This is a genomic window from Trichocoleus sp. ST-U1 (genome assembly GCF_039961835.1).
GTDB lineage: Bacteria > Cyanobacteriota > Cyanobacteriia > Cyanobacteriales > FACHB-T130 > FACHB-T130.
The window spans coordinates 187,363-205,560 of sequence record NZ_JAMPJZ010000002.1; the positions used below are offsets into that span (position 1 = coordinate 187,363).

Genomic DNA, 18,198 nt, shown 5'->3' on the forward strand with positions numbered 1-18,198 from the left:
AGGAGACTACGACTGTGAGCAAATCGATTTTTGAACTGGTTGATGAGCTACCAACCAATAACATCACCACGATGGCTTTGCGATCGCTTGATTTTGTCGTTCCGGGGCAATGGCAAAATATTGTTGGCTTTGACAACACAATTCGTGCTGTCACTGGCGAAACTGATGAAGCGTTAATTCAGCAAATTGGCGAACGCGCCGTCTATCTGTACAACGACAAATCGCAGGGATATCAGCGAGCCATGTGGCTCTATCAAACTGTTGATAGTGCAGATAAAGCTCTCGGTACAGCCGCCTTGGCGAACAAAGTAGGCGAAAAAATTCCGCTTTTCGGTTTTTTAAACAACATCACTCCCAAAGCGGACAAAGCTCAAACGATTGATTTGTGTATAAAATTGGTGGTTGAGTTGGTTGCCTTTTGCCAAATCAACGGTATCCCAGGAGACAGCATTGGAGATTTCGTCGCCTCTTTAGGTGATTATAGTGGCGAATCTTTGATGCGGATGGTGGCTTTGATTAGCTTTGATGGTTTAGTTCCCCTTGGCTCTGACTTCCTCCTCAAAGCTACCTCCGGATTGAATCAAGCGAGTCCCGCAGAGTTAGAAGGAAATCAGACTTACCAGCGTGTCCACGATTTGATTCCTGGCGGCAGTCCGGAAGGTAAGCTCAACTTTATTGGTCAAAGCTTTGATTCAGTGAAAGGCTGGATGAGTGGTTTTGTCACCTCTCACAATTTAACTCCACAAAAAGTTGTCAGTAACTTGCAAAATTTTGTGGAAGTTTCTGGTGACAAGTTGGACTATCTGGGTGCCTTCCTAGATGTGACAACAAACTATTACGAACACACAGGCACTCAAACATTGGCTCGTCGCTTGATTGAACGCGCCTCCGCCGAAATTTAAAATCTTCGTGCTGGTATGTATTAGCACTGGTATGTATTAGCACAAGTGTATTTAGCTGCCGGTATTTGCAGATACCGGCAGCTTTAATTTTTGTCAATATTTTGTGACTTGTATCACAGAAATCTTTATCCTAAAAGGTAACTAGGTTCAGCCGACATGACATGCGGGGTAGAGACTTGTTTCACCTCAGCTGTGATGCCGACTCGATGCACTATCTCAATATCTTTAGTGCATCGGAATCACGCATTTAAATCACACATATTTAATGGAGATGTATTGTCATGGCACAGGAAAGCGCTGCCAGTTTGTTCAAAGCAGTTAAAGAAGATCAAGCATTACAAGCAAGACTCAAAGCAACCACTAACCCAGAAACCTTCATCCAGATTGCCCGTGAACGTGGCTATGACTTCACGGTTCAAGAACTGAATAATGAAATCGAGAATTTATCTGAGGAGGAGTTGGCAGCCGTTATCAATCCAGGTATTGGTCCCCGGAGACACCTAACTCCTAGGTAATCTGATTGATTCTTAGTAAAACTACTCAATCATCAATTAAAAATGCAAAATTAAAAACTTGGCATTTTTAATTTCTAATTTTTAATTGATGATGGTGCTAAGAAATATTCATGGTTTTACTGGTGGGAAACGCGATCGCGCTTTAATGGCGTTTTAGACGCGATCGCACGGTGCAACCTAAGCGGGCGCGTCCAATTGAGCCAGAATTTCTGAGGCTTGGGCGCAAAGCGTGTCGTGAGAGTGACCATTACTCCCAATTAGACAACCCCATTGATTCACATCCCCCTGGTTGTACTTGGGGGGAGTGCCATCAGCGTGGGTGAATTGTCCGCCTGCTTCCGTCAAAATTAGCTCTGGAGCCGCCATATCCCAATCTTTGGGAGCAGATTTACCAGACAGAGAGATATAAACGTCTGCTTGGTGGTCGATGATGGTGGCAATTTTGCAGCCGACACTGCCGACATAGTGTTTATTTTTAAACGGCAGGTGTTGCACTAGCTGATTGAAACGCTCATCTCGATGGGTGCGACTAACGACTAAGGTGAGTTCTTCAAGGGCGTTGCGTTCCGATACGCGAACTGGCTTGGGTTGGCCTTCACGAGTTTCCATATAGGTGCCGCCGCCTTTGGTTGCGTAATACAATTTTCCTGCCTCTGGCAACGCGACCACTGCCAGAATGGGACGCCCTTGGTGCGTTAAGGCAATATGAATTGCAAATTCACCCGTCCGATCGATAAAGTCTCGCGTTCCATCGAGGGGGTCAACGATCCAAACCCAAGGTTGCTCTACTGCTGGTGTCTGAGATTTATAGGTTTCTTCGCTTAAATATCCGAAATCCGGGCTGTTGAGAGACGCCTGCAAGTTATAGAGGATGTATTCGTTGACGGCGACATCTGCTGCCGTGACAGGACCATCTTTTTTGTTTTCAACTTCCAAATCATCGGTGCTACGATCGCCGCGATAGTAAGACTGGAGGATATCGGCGGCACCCCAACCTACACTTCGAGCGATCGCGACAATTTCTTCTAGCCCCTCATATCGGTTTTCGCCCAACGATTTTAATACTGTCACTTTAAGCTTCCTCGGCTGTCGGCACTTGGGTGGAGGCTATCCAGTAGCGGCGACAACTCCACAGCAGGGCAGCGCCAACCGCTATGTAAATTAAACCCCTCACTTCAAAGCTAACACCCGCACGTCGCAATCCGATACCAATGCTCATCATTGCCACAATTAAAGCAATGGTTTTGACTCCAAACATTTGGAAAATGCTCTTGAACGGGTTTGGTTCCTGTAGTGTTTCTACCCTATTAATTACGCGATTTGCAGTGCGATCGAGAATCAGTTTCCCTTTAATTAGACCAAGACTAAAAGCTGCTGCACCCCACCCCAAATGCTGTCCATCTAACAATCCCAAATAAGGGAATTTAAACCAGAATACCAACCCCATGCTAAAAAGCCCTAAGCCTACTAGCGTCCAGAGGCTACCAGCAATCCAAAGATGTTGTCTGCGGGTCAAACCGCTTTTTTGATAAGTGCTTTCCATTTCTGAGAATTTCTGTCTTAAGCCAGTTGATTTATTATATGCTGCCGGTTCCCTCTCCCAAGTTTAAGATTGGTTAATTCTGATTACTTTGGTGCTGTTTTCTGCATCCATCGACGAGTGCCAAAAAATTGACAGGAATGAGAGGCAATTTTTGCCGCCGATGCGATCGCATCGGCAAAACTTTTCCGTAGGATATAGTTACAAAAGGCACCGTGGAAAATGTCCCCAGCACCCATCGTATCAACGGGATTTATTTGGGGAACTTCTATCGATCCGCTTGTACCCTGCGAAAGATATTGGATAGGTTTCTCTCCGCCAGTGATAGCGATGTGAGGAATCCCTAGTGCGGATAGATAAGAAAGAACTTCCTGCTGTGCGCGATCGCAACTTGGGGGATGAAAATTTTCCGAACAAATGGCGTAATCTACAAAGGGCAATATTCTTTCAAATCCAGGCTTCCAACTGCCGCCATCTATGACAACAGGGATCTGATTTTCTTTAGCTAATCGGGCAATTTTCTCCCCAACTGCCATTTGGTGCCCATCAATGAGTACAATATCAATTTCCTGTAAAATATTGAGGGGCAGACATTCACCGCTAACTTGTGTTTTCGTCGCATTGATCGAGATTGCCGCGCGCTCGCCTGTTGCCTGAGTCGTGATAATAGAAGATACCGGCGGAGGTTCAGATTGGCTAGGTGACAGGTCTATCAGCGTCACTGAGTGACTGTCCAAATCAGTCCGGATCAGGCAATTAATTGGATGAATACCAACTATACCTAAAAGACTTGCTCGATTGCCCAAATAACTAAAAGTCACGGCTGCATTGGTCGCAGGGCCTCCTGCCGCCACCGTATAGTCAGATGCAACAATTTTCTGATTTTGTTCGGGTAGACCCGTCGTTAAATACACCAGGTCTAAGGTAACTAATCCTACAAAAAGTCCCTGAAAAGCCATTGATTATTTTTCCTGTTCCGACTGACCCAATTCTCTACGGACAAGTGGGTTAAATGCTAGTTGCTAAAATTATTACCGACAACGATTAACACATAAAAATTAACTCAAAAGTTTATCTAGAAAGCCAATTAATTGTGAAATGCAGCAAATTTTTTGGGCATCCTAAAAGTAGCGGGAACCTTTGTTGAACATCCTTGCAGATTAATCAAACCTACCGCTAATCCTTAAGGATTCACGACTAATGCTGCAATTTTTAAAAAATTTAATCTCTCCAAATTGGTTTATTCCCCACGGGCGCGGCTATCTCTGGCAACCAGGGTTAGTCTCGCTGCATATTGTGGCAGATGCGTTGATTGCGATCGCCTATTACTCGATTTCCCTCGCCTTGCTCTATTTCATCCACCAACGACAGGATTTGCCCTTCCGAAGGATATTTTTCCTGTTTGGAGCTTTCATTGTTTCCTGTGGCACGACCCACCTGATGGAAATCTGGACTCTCTGGCATCCAGCTTATTGGCTTTCGGGTGCCGTCAAAGTGATTACCGCTATCATTTCCGGTTACACAGCTGTCGAACTGATTCGTTTGATTCCCAAAGCACTGGCAATTCCCAGTCAGGCACAACTAGAAGCAACGAACCAAAAACTCAGTCAGGAAGTCATCGAACGCCAGCAAGCAGAAGCAGCATTGCGGCATAGCGAAGCTCGCTTTCGCTCAATTTTTGAGGGAGCAGGCATGGGAATCGCGATCGTAGACATGGAAGGTCATGTTGTGACAACGAATCCGGCGCTCCAACGGATGCTGGGCTGCAACGAGGATAAATTGCCCGAAGGATATATTCAAGAAAATACCACTCCAGACGAGATGGGTTGGGATCGTTACATCAATTTAATTATCGGCAAATATGACTATTCTCAGATGGCGAAGCGTTATCTGGGAAAGGACGGACATCTGATTTGGGGTCGGGATTGCTATCAAATGGAGCAGCGTTACCTGGGAAAAAATGGGCAGCTGTTGTGGTGCAACATTACTGTTTCCCAAGTGCGGGACGCTGAGGGCAAACCGCAATTTGGCATTCGCCTGGTGGAAGATATCACCGCCCGCAAGAAAGCAGAGGCAGCACTCAAACAGTACCAAGAACATCTAGAAAAAGTGGTGGGAGAACGAACTGCCGAACTCACCAAAGTCAACGAAAAGCTCTCCTGGCAAGCAAACCACGATCCACTGACGGGAATCGCCAACCGTCACGAATTTGAGCAACGTTTGCAGGAAGCGGTGTCAAATACCAGAATGCAAAACCAAGAACACACGCTTTGCTATCTGGATCTCGATCGGTTCAAGATTGTTAACGATACTTGCGGTCATGTTGCTGGCGATGAATTATTGCGTCAAATCAGTAGTTTGTTACAAAGCCGGGTGCGGAGAACTGATGTTCTGGCACGATTGGGCGGTGATGAATTCGCCGTGCTGCTGTACCAATGTCCGACAGATGAAGCACTACGAGTTGCTCAGTCGCTCTTGGAGACCATTCAGGAGTTTCGATTTGCGTGGCAGGATAAAACTTTTACGGTCGGTGTCAGTATTGGTGTCGTGACATTTGACGCCAATTCTTCCAGTTTGTCGGGCGTTGTTAGTGCTGCTGATGCAGCTTGCTATGAAGCTAAAAATCGGGGACGGAATCGCGTGTATGTCTACCAAGCTGACGATCAAAAACTGGCGCAGCAGCACAATGAAGTGCAATGGTTGAGCCGATTGAATCAAGCGATCGCGCAAAGCGGGTCTGTGAAGCTTTTGGCTACTCCTGAAAATACGTTACCAGCCAAGAATCAATTCTGCTTGTACTACCAACCGATTGCCCCTTTGAATGCCGAACTAACCACCGGCGAACATTACGAAGTTCTGCTGCGTTTCGTGGATGACAGAGGCGAGTTGATCCCGCCAATGGCATTTCTCCCCGCCGCTGAGCGATACAACCTAATGCCTGCAATAGACCGCTGGGTGATCCGTACCTTCTTGGCGATGCTTCACCAATCAGAAATTCAGAATTTAGAACCCCAATTTCAGAATTTTGCATCTTACCCTAGGGGAAGGATTCGCAACTCCTTCGTTGCTGGTGCTAGCAATGTTGCCACTTCGCCTCCGCTAACACCCTACATCCTTCCTCCTTCATCTTTTCCCCTGTATACTATCAATCTCTCTGGTGCTACCGTTAATGACGACCAGTTTATAGAATTCCTTAAAGAGCAGTTTTCCGTCTATAAAATCCCCCCACAGATGATCTGCTTTGAGATTACTGAAAGTGTTGCGATTGCAAATTTGAGTAAAGTCTCAGGGTTAATTAAGGAAGTTAAAGCTTTAGGGTGTCGTTTTGCTTTAGATGATTTTGGCAGCGGGATGTCCTCGTTTGCTTATCTCAAATATCTGCCACTAGATTACTTAAAAATTGATGGAAGTTTTGTAAAAGATATTGCCGATGACCCAATTCATTTGGCACTGGTGGAAGCGATTAACCGCGTTGGGCACGTCATGGGTCTGAAAACAATTGCTGAGTTTGTCACGAATGACTCGATTTTAGAGAAGGTAAAATTTTTAGGAATAGATTATGCCCAAGGTTATGTCATTGCCAAACCCCAGCCACTAGAATTCAATTAAAAATGTAAAATTAAAAAGGAAATTGTTCTTTTTTAATTTTACTTGTTAATTTTTAATTGATTTGATGCAAACTGAGCCAAAATTGGGGACACTTTACATCGTCGGGACACCGATAGGCAACCTGGAAGATATGACCTTTCGGGCAGTGCGAATTTTGCAAACGGTGGACGCGATCGCAGCCGAGGATACGCGCCACACGGGGAAGCTGTTGCAGCATTTTCAAATTAAAACTCCCCAGTGGAGTTACCACGAACACAACCAGCAGCAGCGGATTCCAGAGTTGTTGGAACAACTCAAAATCGGGAAAGCGATCGCACTTGTCACCGATGCCGGAATGCCGGGAATCTCCGATCCAGGCTACGAACTGGTGAAAGCTTGTATCGAAGCAGCCATTTCCGTCGTTCCCGTCCCTGGTTGTACTGCCGTCACGACTGCCTTAAGTGCCGCCGGACTCCCCCCAGACAAATTTGTGTTTGAAGGCTTTTTACCCGCAAAAGGTCAAGAACGGCAAGAACGTTTGGAAGCTTTACAAAGCGAAAACCGCACGATTGTATTTTACGAAGCTCCTCATCGGTTACGACAAACGCTGCAAGACTTAGGGGCTGTATTGGGACTCAGCCGCCAAATTGTACTGGCGCGGGAGTTAACCAAGTTGCACGAGGAGTTTTGGCGGGGCACCATTAGGGAAGGAAGCGATCGCTATGCCACCCGCGAACCCCAAGGAGAATTTACCCTCGTCGTTGCCGGTGCCGAGTTAACGATGCCAATGCTGTCGGAAGAGGCGCTAAAAGCCGAGTTACAACATCTCCTGCAAGCAGGAATCTCGCGATCGCAAGCCAGTCGCCAGTTAGCAAAAGCCACCTCTTTTTCCCGCCGCCACCTCTATCAGTTAGCGCTAGAAATTCCGGCTGAAGCTCTAACTGAGGAGAAAGAAGTAGATGAACCCTAAAATTAGTTATTAGCCTTTAGTTCTTAGTTAGTAGCAACATAAGCACTAAGGGCTAAGGAAAAATGACAATTACTCATTACCTCATCTCAATAACAGACTCGATACATAATTGCGTTAGGTTTAGCCCGTGAAAGCTCGATTTTTTCTCTCTAGTTCCTTGCTTTTGCTCATGACACTCGTGGGTTGTAGCACGGCGACGCCGCCAACTCCACAAGCATCCGTTTCACCTACCAGCACAGCGACACCTCAGACAGTACAAGGGTCGCCTAGTCCCACCCCGGCTACGGAATCTCCAAGTCCTAGCCCAGTTTCGGAAACAATTTCTGAAAGCCAAAAAATTTCAGCCACAGGGATTGGCCCGGCTAAGCTGGGAATGACTTTAGGCGAACTCAAAAAAGAGCTGGGTTCAAAAGCTGAATTTAAGGTGCAGTCGCCTTACATCGTGGATTTTGATGCGATCGCTGTCAGCCAAAATGGAAAGGTGCAATATTACATCCTCTACCCAGCCGGGAACCCCCTCACTGATTCGGGCAAAATCGATGCTTTAGTAACCGAAAATTCTAACTATAAAACTGAAAAAGGAGTTGGTCCCGGAACCTCTCTCAAACAAGCAGAGGCAGCCTACGGAGACGCTACCTTGTCTTACAACCTTGACAATGAAGGCAGAGAATACGTCCGGTTTGCCAATCAACCAGCTAAGAGTATCTCCTTCCGTCTTGGAAATGCTAATGATGCAAGCTTGATAGGAGTTTATTCTTCAAAATCAGGATCGGGCGGATTGGCTGAGACAAAGCAATTTAAAGACGCTGCCTCTATTCGCTCAGTTGAAGTGAATTGATAAAGGAACTGCGTTTTAGATTTTCGAGTTCTCAATCCAAATTGTGAACTCCTTAGGGTTATTCCATCTCTGCCAGTAGGCACTTCCAAAAATTTATTTGTGGCGACCTTTAGGCGAAAGGGTATCGATATTCTCCCTCATCGCTTTTCGGTCTATGCATGACCCACATCTCTTGAAATCTGGCAGGGTTGCAGCTAAAGGATTGTGAAACTTATCGGTAATACATAAGCTTTTCGGAAAGCTTAGAAGGTTATGAGTAGTCATTCGTTAAGAATGACTACTCACTAATTACTCATCACCTCAGCCGCCCTGAAACACTTCCAAAGAAAACATTTCCGTCATCGTCCGTAAATAAGGTAACAAGATTGCCATATCATCAGCGCTCAGATGGGAGTGCATTGCCCAACCCATTGCCTGAAGCATATCTTGCACCAATCTCCAGCTCACATTTAAGCGAGGATATAACATCACGCATAAAGGAAACAGTTCTCGCTGTACGGAGCAGATATCATGTTCCAAAACGCATAAACACAGATAAACCTGAAACATCTCAGCATCGCGAATGCTGGCGGTTCTGACGACTGCTTCGCTCAGAGATCCGCTGTAAGTGCGATGGTTGGAATGTAGGCGGCAAACCTGATTACAAACCGTTTCGGCAATTTTGCTACTAATCGGTAGAAGATGCTGAACTGCGGCTAAAACTGGAGAATCATAATTATAGTTAGCCGCTGCTGAGTAGGCAGCTCGTAGCGGCATATACATATGATCGTCCATCATTTTTAAGTACGGCATCCACAGCGCTTTCTCTGGCGGCGAAAGCCACTCCAGTAACATCTGACCTGTGTAATGAAACTGCATACTTACAAAGCCGATGGCACGGGGATCGACGTTAGTGTATTTGTCGCGTACCTGCCCAAAGTCACTACCTGCAATCACTGACACCCGTTGTGCTGTAGCTCGCTCAGCATAACCATTCAAAACTTTTTGAAATAAGTAGCGAGTATCGGCAGCAATTTCTAATGGATTGATTAAGTCTGGGTTGATGCCATGACGCCGAATCTCTTCCGATAACAGCGTTTCTGTCTTAGTCCAGGCTCTAGCACTCGCCAAAGTCAGGTTTTGCATTAGCTTGTTCGCTGTGCAAGCTCGACCTTCCTTGGACGTTACTTCTTTTAAAAATTCATTTTGTCTTAGATGCTCGGTATCATAGTCCACTGTAACTGCACGATAGTATTTTCGTGCCCACAGTGCTGCCAGAGAATGAACATTCGATTTTGATGAGTTGCGGATTGCAACGTGAGGAGACTGAACTTTAGCCGGAGCAGATGCTAATGAGGGAGTCATCACAAAATCCAAAATTGTTAAAAAAAGGGAAATTTAGCCATCCAAGGCAATTCAGCCAAGGTTTCTCAATCTGGAAAAATCAAGCTAACACACAGTAGGGTTATCCGAGTCTGTTGCCAAAAATACAAAACTTGAAAATGGTTTTGTATTTTACCAACTTTTTACAAAAGTTATACAAATTCTTTAATTAAGATTGAGTATTCAGTATTTTTACTGATTTCTGACAATCGGAGAACAAATATTTACGAATGTTAACTTAAATCAACGATTCTCATAAATTTGCTGATTTATTTGTCCAGCAGAGGGTTCTACACCCTTTCTTCACTCTGGCTAGCTATCATGTAGTGTTACATTTAAGTAATTTCCTCTACCGGAAGTTACAACCTGAGATAAGAGTTCGGTAAAACTAAGGGTTGCGGTACTGACTCGGCTGCATACAATAACTTTAGTTAGAAACCATAGCCAAAATTATGACTAGACTCTTCATCAAATTAATAGGATTCATCCTGCTTCTGGCTGGAGTTTACTTTTTAGGTAAAAATATTATTTTTGCTAGTCACTACTTCCCTTACTATTGGCGGAACTTACCAGCAATGGGTTCCGTTTTAGCCATTATGGGCGGTGTGATTTGTCTGATGTTTTTTAGAAGAGAAACGGGCACCTTTGGAGCATTTTTGTTGGGTTTAGGAATTGTGCTAGTTTTTATGAGCGGTGGCGTAATTTTAAGACAAACTAGCCTCTGGAACTTCTTTGTCGGATTTGCTGCTTTGGCTGGCGGCTACAAATTGCTCAATGAGGGAAGAATTACTTTTTAAGTTAAGCCGCTTGTTACCGAATCGTCTATTTATGAGTAGAGACGCGATTAATCGCGTCTCTAGTGTTTTATATTGCTGTAATGATTCGTTTTGAGAAGATTTGAGTTTAGCTAGTGAGTGAGTCCCAAAAAAAAGATGCTGAAAGCGATCGCGCTTATTTTCTAATTCTTAGAATTAACGATAAACTCACTAATAATAATGGGCGTCTGGCTGATAATAGTGCTGAGATTTGCTGTTAGTTGCTCTAAGGAATAGGGTTCAATTCCATAGGTTATTACGCGCAATTGTTGCGTGGAGGCATCTACTTCAAACTCAGTCCAGCCATAGACATGAGCCGCCACATAGCTACCTTTAAGCAGGGTAGCATCAATTCCCGAACCTTCCAGCCCTAGAGGATTGTAGCCGAAGGGGATAAGACGGGCATCCACTAAATTTTTGACAAATTCATCCTTCTCGTGGATAGTTGGCAGAGCCTCATAAGCAGCTTTTTCCTCTGACGTGAGGCTGGAAAATCTTACGCTAGTAGGCCCAAACGGCTCATAGAATGCCACCGGACTCGTCATAATGTCAAAGGCATCAACCGGGATCTGAACCCCATCGGGAGACTCTTGATAGGTGAGATTGTTCACCGCTGTGCCATGAAAATCAGCAGAGATAAACACAACATTTTTGATGCAATTTTCTTTAATAAAACGCAGCAGTTGGGTGCGTTCTGCTGCAAAACCTTCATAGCGGTCGTTGGCAACGGGGATGCCCAAATTTTGGATGGGTTCGGGAATCAAAATAAACTTCCAGGTAATGCAGTTATTTTGGGCATCTAGCAAATCCCGTTGTAAGTCCGTAAGTTGTTGTTGACCTAAGAACGTGCGATTTGGCTCAAAAGAACGAGTTAAAAACTCTTTTTCTTGTTCCTTAGTAGGGTTAAAAGAAAGCGGCAAATTAGCATCGCGGAAAGAGCGGGTATCTAGGATGAAAACAGCCGCGTCACTGCCATAGGTGTTGTAACGATAAAGCTTGCGCTTATTTGTCGTGCGTTCTTCGCCCGTTTCCCCATAAAATTCATCGCGTAGAGGATGGTATTCCTGAAATGCTTGTAGAGCATTTTTAAACAGTTCGGTATTGTTAATTAACTCGCCACCTGTGCCGAAGCGCACATTCCGATGAGAGGATGCTGGTGCGCCCCCTGCAAAATTATCATCAACTTCGTGGTCATCAATTGTAGCGAGGATGGAAGTAGAGGCGCGAAGATCCGCCCATGTATTTAACCCCAAACGGGCGGAATAAACTTCGTTGAACTTGATGCGAAACTCGTCAAGGGTAGAAGCGGGTCTGTCTAAATCCGGCGTCTTCAGGTCAGCATAAGCAGTATCGCCATGTGCAACGAAGAACTCTAGTTGACGTTCTGGTACATTAGCGATCGCTGGGTAGGGTGCTAAATCGCCGTGCCAGTCCCCCGCCACCCCGAACCGCAAACCAGCAGGAGTCCCCAACTCAGCGGCGGTACGGAACTGACCACCAGCACACGTTCCAGCAGCGTCGGTGACTCGATAATAATAAGTTGTCCTAGGCTTTAAGTTAGTTAACTCTACCTTTATAGGTTGGTTGGAATCGGTAACTAAGCCGCTGGCAGTGCCAAGAATGGTGCAGAAGTTCGGCTGAATTGAGTATTCAAAGAAAACTGTCCCTTTGGCGGTGCTGCGTGTCCACAAAACGGTTGAGGTTTGTGTTGTATCCCCAGAAGCAACGCCATTAGGTAAGGTAGATAGACTCAAATCAATAGAGGTAAACATAGAGGTTTCCGAACGAGAATCTGATATATATTTTTTCTTCTCTTTAGGAAAGCCCCGTTCCGGAAACCCTCTATTTTTATTTACTTTCAGAAACTTGGAATGATTTTCCTTAACGCGCCCATTGCTGCAAAATGTAATCGTAGAATCGCTCCTTATCTACCTTTTGCATCACCCGAATTTTCCGCCCGCTAGGCTCCACTTTGGTTCGCCCTTGGCTAAGGCCAGTCGTGATAATTATTGTCTCCTCTTCTAACACTTCATAAAACTCCGGATGGGCAAGATAAGCCGTAGCTAAAATATCCCAAAAATAATAATCTTGAGGAATCACCAGCGCATAACATTGCCCTGCTAAATCGGAAATAGGATAGCGCCGCTGTTTACCTAATTGGCACACTACTTCTGATGTCACCGGCACATTGTTAGTCAGGTCTAACGGGCAAAGTACGATGGGGATTGATGTTTCCCAAACTCGATTTGCTGAGATGGGGTCCCAGTAGACATTCCATTCAGCCGAACCATCTTGTCCTGGTTCGATATCGCGGCTAACGTTACCCGGAACATTTAATGCACCTCCCATCCAAACAATTTTCTCGATTTTCCCTTCAATCTCCGGTGCCATATCCAGTGCAGTGGCTACTGTTGTCAAAGGGCCAGTTACCATCAGTGTTACGGGTGAGGGTGCAGATTGGAGCGATCGCACCATAAATTTCTGACCCGATTCTGGCACTAGCGGTGTCTGAATTGTTTCTCGTTCGTTAAGAATTGGGAGATGATCGACAACAAACGAATCGCGGCGAAATAGGCGTGGAAATGGATTGATCCCCCTCACTGTACTTTCTGCCACTGGCACTTCTGAACGCCCCATCAAATCTAAAATCTTGCGCGTAGCACTCACCCCTGGCTGAACATAGCAATCTGCTGGCGTCACAACGATGCCAAGTGGCTGAACGTCATCCATTGTCATCAGCAGCATCGTGGCAAGATAATCATCAACGCCGCCATCGTGATCCATGAGTACCAGTTTTTTGGACATAAATCTCTGCCTTAATTAGGGTCAGAATCAGATACAACGCATTGTGCTAACTTCGCTAATTCTCCCCTCTGAAGTGGAGTTAAAGATAGCGATCGCATCTTCTGTTGCACATGGGTAAGACAACAAATATCTATCACCATTCTCAGAGATAACACTTGTTTGAACCAGCACTACAGGGGATATGCTGATTCCCGCAAGGATGCCGATACTTATGCAGATAAGGGGTTGAATAAATGCTGACTTCCAGTGGCTTTTTAGCTTCTTATGAAGCTATGCCAAAATAGTCTATTTTCAAAATAGTTGAATTGTAGAGTGGGCAATGTCTGCCAACACTTTTTTAAACGCAAAGGTACGCTAAGGAAATCGCAGAGGTTCGCAGAGAATTTCCTTGGCGAACCTTTGGGGTAGGGGCGGGTTTAAGACCTGCCCCTACTGCGTACCTTTGCGTTAAAAAAATTACGCTTCTTCTCGGAGTTTATCTAACACACCGCGATCCTCTAGCGTAGAGGTGTCGCCGGAGACTTCTTGACCAGAAGCGAGATTTCGCAACAGTCGCCGCATAATCTTACCCGAACGAGTTTTGGGTAAGGAGTCGGTGAAGCGAATTTCACCGGGACGCGCGATCGCGCCTATCTCCGCGACAACGTGTTTTTTGAGTTCTTTACTCAGTTCTTCACTGGGACTATACGTACCTTCTAAAGTAACAAAAGCGACTACTTCTTCACCTTTGAGTTCATCCGGCTTACCCACAACCGCAGCTTCAGCAACCGCAGGATGAGAAACTAAAGCGGATTCCACTTCCATCGTGCCTAAGCGGTGTCCTGACACATTCAGCACATCGTCCACACGCCCCATCACCCAAAAATAACCATCCTCATCGCGTCTGGCACCATCTCCGGCAAAGTAGACATAATGCCCATCTTTGGGGGGGATGTGTTCCCAGTAGGTGCGGCGGAAGCGATCGGGGTCACCGTAGACGGTTCGCATCATCCCAGGCCAAGGATGCTTAACGACCAGATATCCACCTTCGCTGGCGGGGACTGGGTTGCCTTCCAAATCCACAATATCAGCGAGGATTCCAGGAAAAGGAAGGGTAGCAGAACCGGGTTTAGTGGGAATTGCCCCAGGTAGCGGCGTAATCATAATGCCAGCCGTCTCAGTTTGCCACCAGGTATCGACAATCGGACACTTTTCGCCACCAATTACGCGGTGATACCACATCCACGCCTCCGGGTTAATTGGTTCGCCTACGGTTCCCAGCAATCGTAGGGAAGAGAGATTTCTGGCGTTGGGTAAGTCTTCGCCCATCTTGATGAAAGCGCGAATTGCCGTCGGTGCGGTATAAAAAACGTTGACACCGTGTTTTTCAATGACATCCCAAAAACAGCCGGGATTCGAGGCACGAGGCGCACCTTCGTACATTACGGTGGTGGCACCGTTGGATAGGGGACCATAGACAATGTAGCTGTGTCCGGTAATCCAGCCCACATCAGCAGTACACCAGTAGACATCCGTATCCTGAAGGTCAAAAATCCACTTGGTGGTCATGTGGGTGTAGAGGTTGTAACCAGCAGTGGTATGCACAACGCCTTTCGGTTTGCCGGTACTGCCGCTGGTATAGAGGATGAACAGCAAATCTTCGCTATCCATCGGTTCGGCGGGACAATCGGCGGAGATAGTCTTTTGCATCTCATGCCACCAATGGTCGCGTCCGCCTGTCTGCATATAAATTTCTTGTCCAGTGCGTTTGACAACTAGGACGTTTTGCACGCTGGGGACAGCGCCATCAGCTAAAGCTTTATCAACTTGCTCTTTGAGGGGAACGATCGCATCCTTGCGCCAACCGCCATCAGCGGTGACAACTACTTTGGCTTGTCCATCGATTAAGCGATCGCGCAACGCTTCTGCACTGAAACCGCCAAAAACGACGCTGTGGGCTGCCCCAATTCTGGCACAAGCTAACATCGCGATCGCGGCTTCCGGAATCATCGGCATATAAATCCCGACGCGATCGCCTTTTTCCACGCCTAACTGTTTCAAAACATTCGCAAATTGACAAACTTCCCGATGCAACTGGGAATAAGTCAGGGTCCGCGAGTCGCCCGGTTCCCCTTCCCAAATTAAAGCGGCTTTGTTCTTGCGCCAGGTAGTTAAGTGTCTATCCAGGCAGTTGTAGGAAATATTTGTTTTACCACCCACAAACCACTTGGCAAAAGGCGGTTGCCAATCCAGCACCGTATCCCACTTCTGGAACCAGTGCAACTCTTGTTCTGCAAGTTCTGCCCAAAACTTCTGGGGGTCAGCCTTCGCGCGGTCATAAAGTTGCTGGTATTCCTCCAGGCTTTTAATATGTGCCTTTTGTGAAAATTCAGCCGGTGGCTGGAATAAGCGTTTTTCTTGAAGGATGGATTCTATTGTGGGCTGAGACATGATGATTGCTGTAATCGGCGTTGTTACTCAAAACCATTCTGGAGGTAGATCCGACCAAAAGTGTTGTGAGTTTCGTAAAGAAAAGCAAACTGTCCTCAGCCCCCACTCTGCGATCGCTACTTAAGATACACCTAACCCCCTAATCCCCTTCCTTACATGGGAAGGAGGACAATTGAAAGCTCTCCCATTCTGGAGAGAGGTTGGGGAAAGGTGACAAGAATTACCTATACAAACGGGATTGGCTGACCATTTTCGGGAATTTTATCCAGTTCGATCCGGAAAGTCCCCTCGAACCCGGTTTCTCTGACATCAAACTGCCAGCCGCCGTTCACCTTCTGCATCTCCTCCTGCGGCGAAGGCTGGAAGCCTTCCCGCATAAACTGCTCATCGGCATGGAGGTAGAGTTTCAGGTTGGGCTGTAGATTGGTTGGTAGCAAGGCACGGACGTAGTACTGCTTGTTGAAAATCTTGTTGTCCGAGAAACCAAAGCCATAAAGATCGCGTTCGCCAATATAAAATTCTACGCGCAACACCATATCTTTGGTACTGAGGCTCTTTTTCGTGTCGAGGTATCCTTGCCAGATGAGTTTGTTAGTATCTGCCCAAGGAAAACCGAGACTCTGATTGGCTTCCGAAAAGTTAACATTTTTGTCAAGTGGATCAACTTGACTAAAGGGGCCATAGCAATTTTCGGCATCTTTACTTTGATGGAAAAGCTCGAAATCTACACCCCGCGGCTTGATAGAAACGCCCAGAAAAAATTCGCTCTTGCCGAAGAAATCCTTACCACGAGTAACTTTTCCCTTCACCAAGCGCAGACGCGATCGCACGTTCCCAAAAAAGAAGCGGGTTGCCACTTCAAACGCTTCTCGTGAAGTAATCAGCGAGTCGTCACCCCCGTGGCACTTGTGGACGAAAGTGCGCGGTGTGCCGGGGATTTGCGCCGAAGTTTGTTTGACTAAACCATCGCTGCGATTGTAGTTTGCCCCATACTCGCCCTCTAGGGAGAAGGCGCGATTTAACCGAGATGCGATCGCGGCGTCGTAGCTACGGTAGTTTGTTCCAACCACTGTCAGCAGTCGTTCTGCGGGAAAATAGTTGTGAAAATTAACGAAAGCCGCATCATTTCTAGGGTCTTTTTGAAAATCAGGATTAAAATGCTTTAACTCATCTTCCGCACTAATATTGATCCAATTTTTGAGAATTTGGAAACTGATGCCTTGGTGCGGCGTACCGAGGGTGACAATTTTGTTAATGTAATTCTCTGCCTTCTGTTGCTTCGAGGTTGGATAAGTGCGTTGAACTGCCTCGCGTGCGATGAGTCCACCCATTGAATGGGCAATGATATTCACCTTGGGCTTAAAGCCTTCCTTTTGGACTGTGAGTTCCCGAATAAAGTCGATCAAGCGAACGAGAGCTTCACCATACACGTTAAATTTTCGCTCGTCCAAGTCGTAGTACCGAAATACCCAGAGAGTTTGCCAGGGTTGCTCCACCGTTTCCAGCAGATGTAGCGCCATGCCGGGGTCGATAATGATCTTATTGCCAGAAAAATAGCCCAACTCCTTCAAGCGCATAAATTTTTCCACGATATCCTTATCTGTGGAGCGCTTCAGTTTCTCCGGTAGCAGCGGTTCGTAGGCATAAGTTTTACCGTAGTACCCGACGACGTTAGTGGTGTCTTGGTACTTCCAGTTCGACTTCATAAACCGCAGAATTAGCCCCTCGTAGATGTAGTTTTCACCTTGTTTTTGAGGGTAAACGGTACCAACATTAAATCTCTGGTAGGTGTCTTTTTTCTCGTCGGCAACGTCGAGTCCACCAAAACCTCGAATTAAAATGATTGGTTGGGGACTTCTTGTGGGTTCAGACATTGTGACCTCTGTACTTTGGGTATGAAGCACTATTGTCTACCTATTGGAGGAACCAGACTCCAGAGTTGTTTGCAGATGTTAATAAGCGCGAGCGCATCTCTTTCTACTGCGATCGCGTTTGCATGAAGTGCTGTTCGTTGCTTCGCAGCAGCTTCGGCTTGAGCTGTTGTCACTTCTGCTTGAGCGGCTTCAGCTGGCTCTTCAGGAGGCGATCGCATCGATAAACCAGTCGATGTTATTTTCTACGCATCGCTCGCAAACATGAGAGAGCGATCGCGCATTGCGCCCATTTACCTGGAAAAAGCTCCCTATAAGCTCCATTCAGGCAAACCTGATTTTATTGTTGTCATATCTATTCCGGCTTTTTATGCCAGTTCCCATCATCTCCCTTTTCGTAATCGCGCTTTACGCACTCCAAGCAACCTTGAAGGCAGTTTCTTCCTCTTTACAGCAGATTGCAAGTTCATGAAGTACAGTAGCAGCAGTTTGTGAACCAGTTGCGTAGGTGTTTTGGATTGACTAAATCAAGTGCAGTAGCAAGCAAAGTATCAACCATTTT

Annotated in this window: 16 protein-coding genes and 1 pseudogene; 7 read left to right on the forward strand and 10 right to left on the reverse strand. The window is 46.2% G+C overall.

From position 1 onward, the window contains the following. Positions 1–14 precede the first annotated feature (14 nt). Entirely contained in the window at positions 15–902 is an 888-nt protein-coding gene (locus NDA06_RS02015) for a hypothetical protein (RefSeq protein WP_190814642.1), read from the forward strand. A gap of 281 nt (positions 903–1,183) precedes the next feature. Continuing rightward, positions 1,184–1,417, forward strand: coding sequence for a Nif11-like leader peptide family natural product precursor (locus NDA06_RS02020; RefSeq protein ID WP_190415279.1), 234 nt, complete (start codon positions 1,184–1,186; stop codon positions 1,415–1,417). Between the two features lie 177 nt (positions 1,418–1,594). Here the strand turns inward: NDA06_RS02020 and NDA06_RS02025 are convergent, their stop codons facing one another. The 3 genes from NDA06_RS02025 to NDA06_RS02035 all read right to left on the reverse strand — a co-directional run bounded on the left by NDA06_RS02025 (position 1,595) and on the right by NDA06_RS02035 (position 3,916). Beyond that, positions 1,595–2,488, reverse strand: a complete 894-nt coding sequence (locus NDA06_RS02025; RefSeq protein WP_190430366.1) for a 3'(2'),5'-bisphosphate nucleotidase CysQ — start codon at positions 2,486–2,488, stop codon at positions 1,595–1,597. A gap of 1 nt (position 2,489) precedes the next feature. Further along, positions 2,490–2,960 (reverse strand): hypothetical protein, encoded by a 471-nt coding sequence (locus NDA06_RS02030; RefSeq protein WP_190525620.1) that lies wholly within the window; start codon positions 2,958–2,960, stop codon positions 2,490–2,492. An 83-nt stretch (positions 2,961–3,043) separates the two neighbouring features. Then, positions 3,044–3,916 (reverse strand): sugar kinase, encoded by an 873-nt coding sequence (locus NDA06_RS02035; RefSeq protein WP_190441162.1) that lies wholly within the window; start codon positions 3,914–3,916, stop codon positions 3,044–3,046. A 241-nt stretch (positions 3,917–4,157) separates the two neighbouring features. On the opposite strand from NDA06_RS02035, the gene NDA06_RS02040 reads away from it, so the two are divergent. From NDA06_RS02040 to NDA06_RS02050, 3 genes are all read left to right on the forward strand, one after another. After that, positions 4,158–6,566 carry an EAL domain-containing protein gene (locus NDA06_RS02040; RefSeq protein WP_242047342.1) on the forward strand — a complete coding sequence of 803 codons (2,409 nt, stop codon included), beginning with the start codon at positions 4,158–4,160 and terminating at the stop codon, positions 6,564–6,566. A gap of 64 nt (positions 6,567–6,630) precedes the next feature. Continuing rightward, positions 6,631–7,515, forward strand: coding sequence for a 16S rRNA (cytidine(1402)-2'-O)-methyltransferase (gene rsmI, locus NDA06_RS02045; protein ID WP_190984664.1), 885 nt, complete (start codon positions 6,631–6,633; stop codon positions 7,513–7,515). 127 nt (positions 7,516–7,642) lie between these two features. Then, the gene (locus tag NDA06_RS02050; RefSeq protein WP_242047343.1) at positions 7,643–8,353 is read left to right on the forward strand and encodes a DUF3558 domain-containing protein; all 711 of its coding nucleotides are present in this window, start codon (positions 7,643–7,645) and stop codon (positions 8,351–8,353) included. Between the two features lie 300 nt (positions 8,354–8,653). Here NDA06_RS02050 and NDA06_RS02055 read toward each other — a convergent pair whose 3' ends face one another. Next, positions 8,654–9,697: a hypothetical protein gene (locus NDA06_RS02055; RefSeq protein WP_190415269.1), complete on the reverse strand. Its 1,044-nt coding sequence runs from the start codon at positions 9,695–9,697 to the stop codon at positions 8,654–8,656. A gap of 470 nt (positions 9,698–10,167) precedes the next feature. Between NDA06_RS02055 and NDA06_RS02060 the strand changes: the two genes are divergently transcribed. Continuing rightward, entirely contained in the window at positions 10,168–10,512 is a 345-nt protein-coding gene (locus NDA06_RS02060; RefSeq protein WP_190415267.1) for a hypothetical protein, read from the forward strand. Between the two features lie 161 nt (positions 10,513–10,673). On the opposite strand, the gene NDA06_RS02065 is transcribed toward NDA06_RS02060, so the two are convergent. The 3 genes from NDA06_RS02065 to acs form a co-directional block, all read right to left on the reverse strand. Beyond that, positions 10,674–12,302: an alkaline phosphatase D family protein gene (locus tag NDA06_RS02065; protein WP_190984665.1), complete on the reverse strand. Its 1,629-nt coding sequence runs from the start codon at positions 12,300–12,302 to the stop codon at positions 10,674–10,676. 109 nt (positions 12,303–12,411) lie between these two features. Then, a complete protein-coding gene (locus tag NDA06_RS02070; protein ID WP_190984666.1) occupies positions 12,412–13,335 on the reverse strand; it encodes a nucleoside hydrolase in 924 nt (307 codons plus the stop codon). Positions 13,336–13,791: 456 nt separating this feature from the next. Continuing rightward, the gene (gene acs, locus NDA06_RS02075) at positions 13,792–15,765 is read right to left on the reverse strand and encodes an acetate--CoA ligase (protein ID WP_190987227.1); all 1,974 of its coding nucleotides are present in this window, start codon (positions 15,763–15,765) and stop codon (positions 13,792–13,794) included. On the opposite strand from acs, the gene NDA06_RS02080 reads away from it, so the two are divergent. After that, positions 15,764–15,889 carry a hypothetical protein gene (locus tag NDA06_RS02080; protein ID WP_277877671.1) on the forward strand — a complete coding sequence of 42 codons (126 nt, stop codon included), beginning with the start codon at positions 15,764–15,766 and terminating at the stop codon, positions 15,887–15,889. The genes acs and NDA06_RS02080 overlap by 2 nt on opposite strands. 100 nt (positions 15,890–15,989) lie before the next feature. On the opposite strand, the gene NDA06_RS02085 is transcribed toward NDA06_RS02080, so the two are convergent. From NDA06_RS02085 to NDA06_RS02095, 3 genes and pseudogenes are all read right to left on the reverse strand, one after another. Next, positions 15,990–17,639, reverse strand: a complete 1,650-nt coding sequence (locus NDA06_RS02085; RefSeq protein WP_190987226.1) for an alpha/beta hydrolase — start codon at positions 17,637–17,639, stop codon at positions 15,990–15,992. Positions 17,640–17,668: 29 nt separating this feature from the next. Then, on the reverse strand, positions 17,669–17,857 hold the full coding sequence (locus NDA06_RS02090) for a hypothetical protein (RefSeq protein ID WP_190987225.1): 189 nt from the start codon (positions 17,855–17,857) through the stop codon (positions 17,669–17,671). Positions 17,858–17,991: 134 nt separating this feature from the next. Next, a pseudogene (locus tag NDA06_RS02095) lies at positions 17,992–18,080 on the reverse strand (ChaB family protein); the annotation flags it as partial. Between the last annotated feature and the right edge of the window lie 118 nt (positions 18,081–18,198).

Coding starts and splice junctions, on each gene's coding strand:
- acs (WP_190987227.1), bottom strand. CDS start 15,765: ATGTCTCAGCCCACAATAGAATCCATCCTTCAAGAAAAACGCTTATTC.
- NDA06_RS02085 (WP_190987226.1), bottom strand. CDS start 17,639: ATGTCTGAACCCACAAGAAGTCCCCAACCAATCATTTTAATTCGAGGT.
- NDA06_RS02080 (WP_277877671.1), top strand. CDS start 15,764: ATGATGATTGCTGTAATCGGCGTTGTTACTCAAAACCATTCTGGAGGT.
- NDA06_RS02070 (WP_190984666.1), bottom strand. CDS start 13,335: ATGTCCAAAAAACTGGTACTCATGGATCACGATGGCGGCGTTGATGAT.
- NDA06_RS02030 (WP_190525620.1), bottom strand. CDS start 2,960: ATGGAAAGCACTTATCAAAAAAGCGGTTTGACCCGCAGACAACATCTT.
- NDA06_RS02060 (WP_190415267.1), top strand. CDS start 10,168: ATGACTAGACTCTTCATCAAATTAATAGGATTCATCCTGCTTCTGGCT.
- NDA06_RS02035 (WP_190441162.1), bottom strand. CDS start 3,916: ATGGCTTTTCAGGGACTTTTTGTAGGATTAGTTACCTTAGACCTGGTG.
- NDA06_RS02040 (WP_242047342.1), top strand. CDS start 4,158: ATGCTGCAATTTTTAAAAAATTTAATCTCTCCAAATTGGTTTATTCCC.
- rsmI (WP_190984664.1), top strand. CDS start 6,631: ATGCAAACTGAGCCAAAATTGGGGACACTTTACATCGTCGGGACACCG.
- NDA06_RS02090 (WP_190987225.1), bottom strand. CDS start 17,857: ATGCGATCGCCTCCTGAAGAGCCAGCTGAAGCCGCTCAAGCAGAAGTG.
- NDA06_RS02055 (WP_190415269.1), bottom strand. CDS start 9,697: ATGACTCCCTCATTAGCATCTGCTCCGGCTAAAGTTCAGTCTCCTCAC.
- NDA06_RS02065 (WP_190984665.1), bottom strand. CDS start 12,302: ATGTTTACCTCTATTGATTTGAGTCTATCTACCTTACCTAATGGCGTT.
- NDA06_RS02020 (WP_190415279.1), top strand. CDS start 1,184: ATGGCACAGGAAAGCGCTGCCAGTTTGTTCAAAGCAGTTAAAGAAGAT.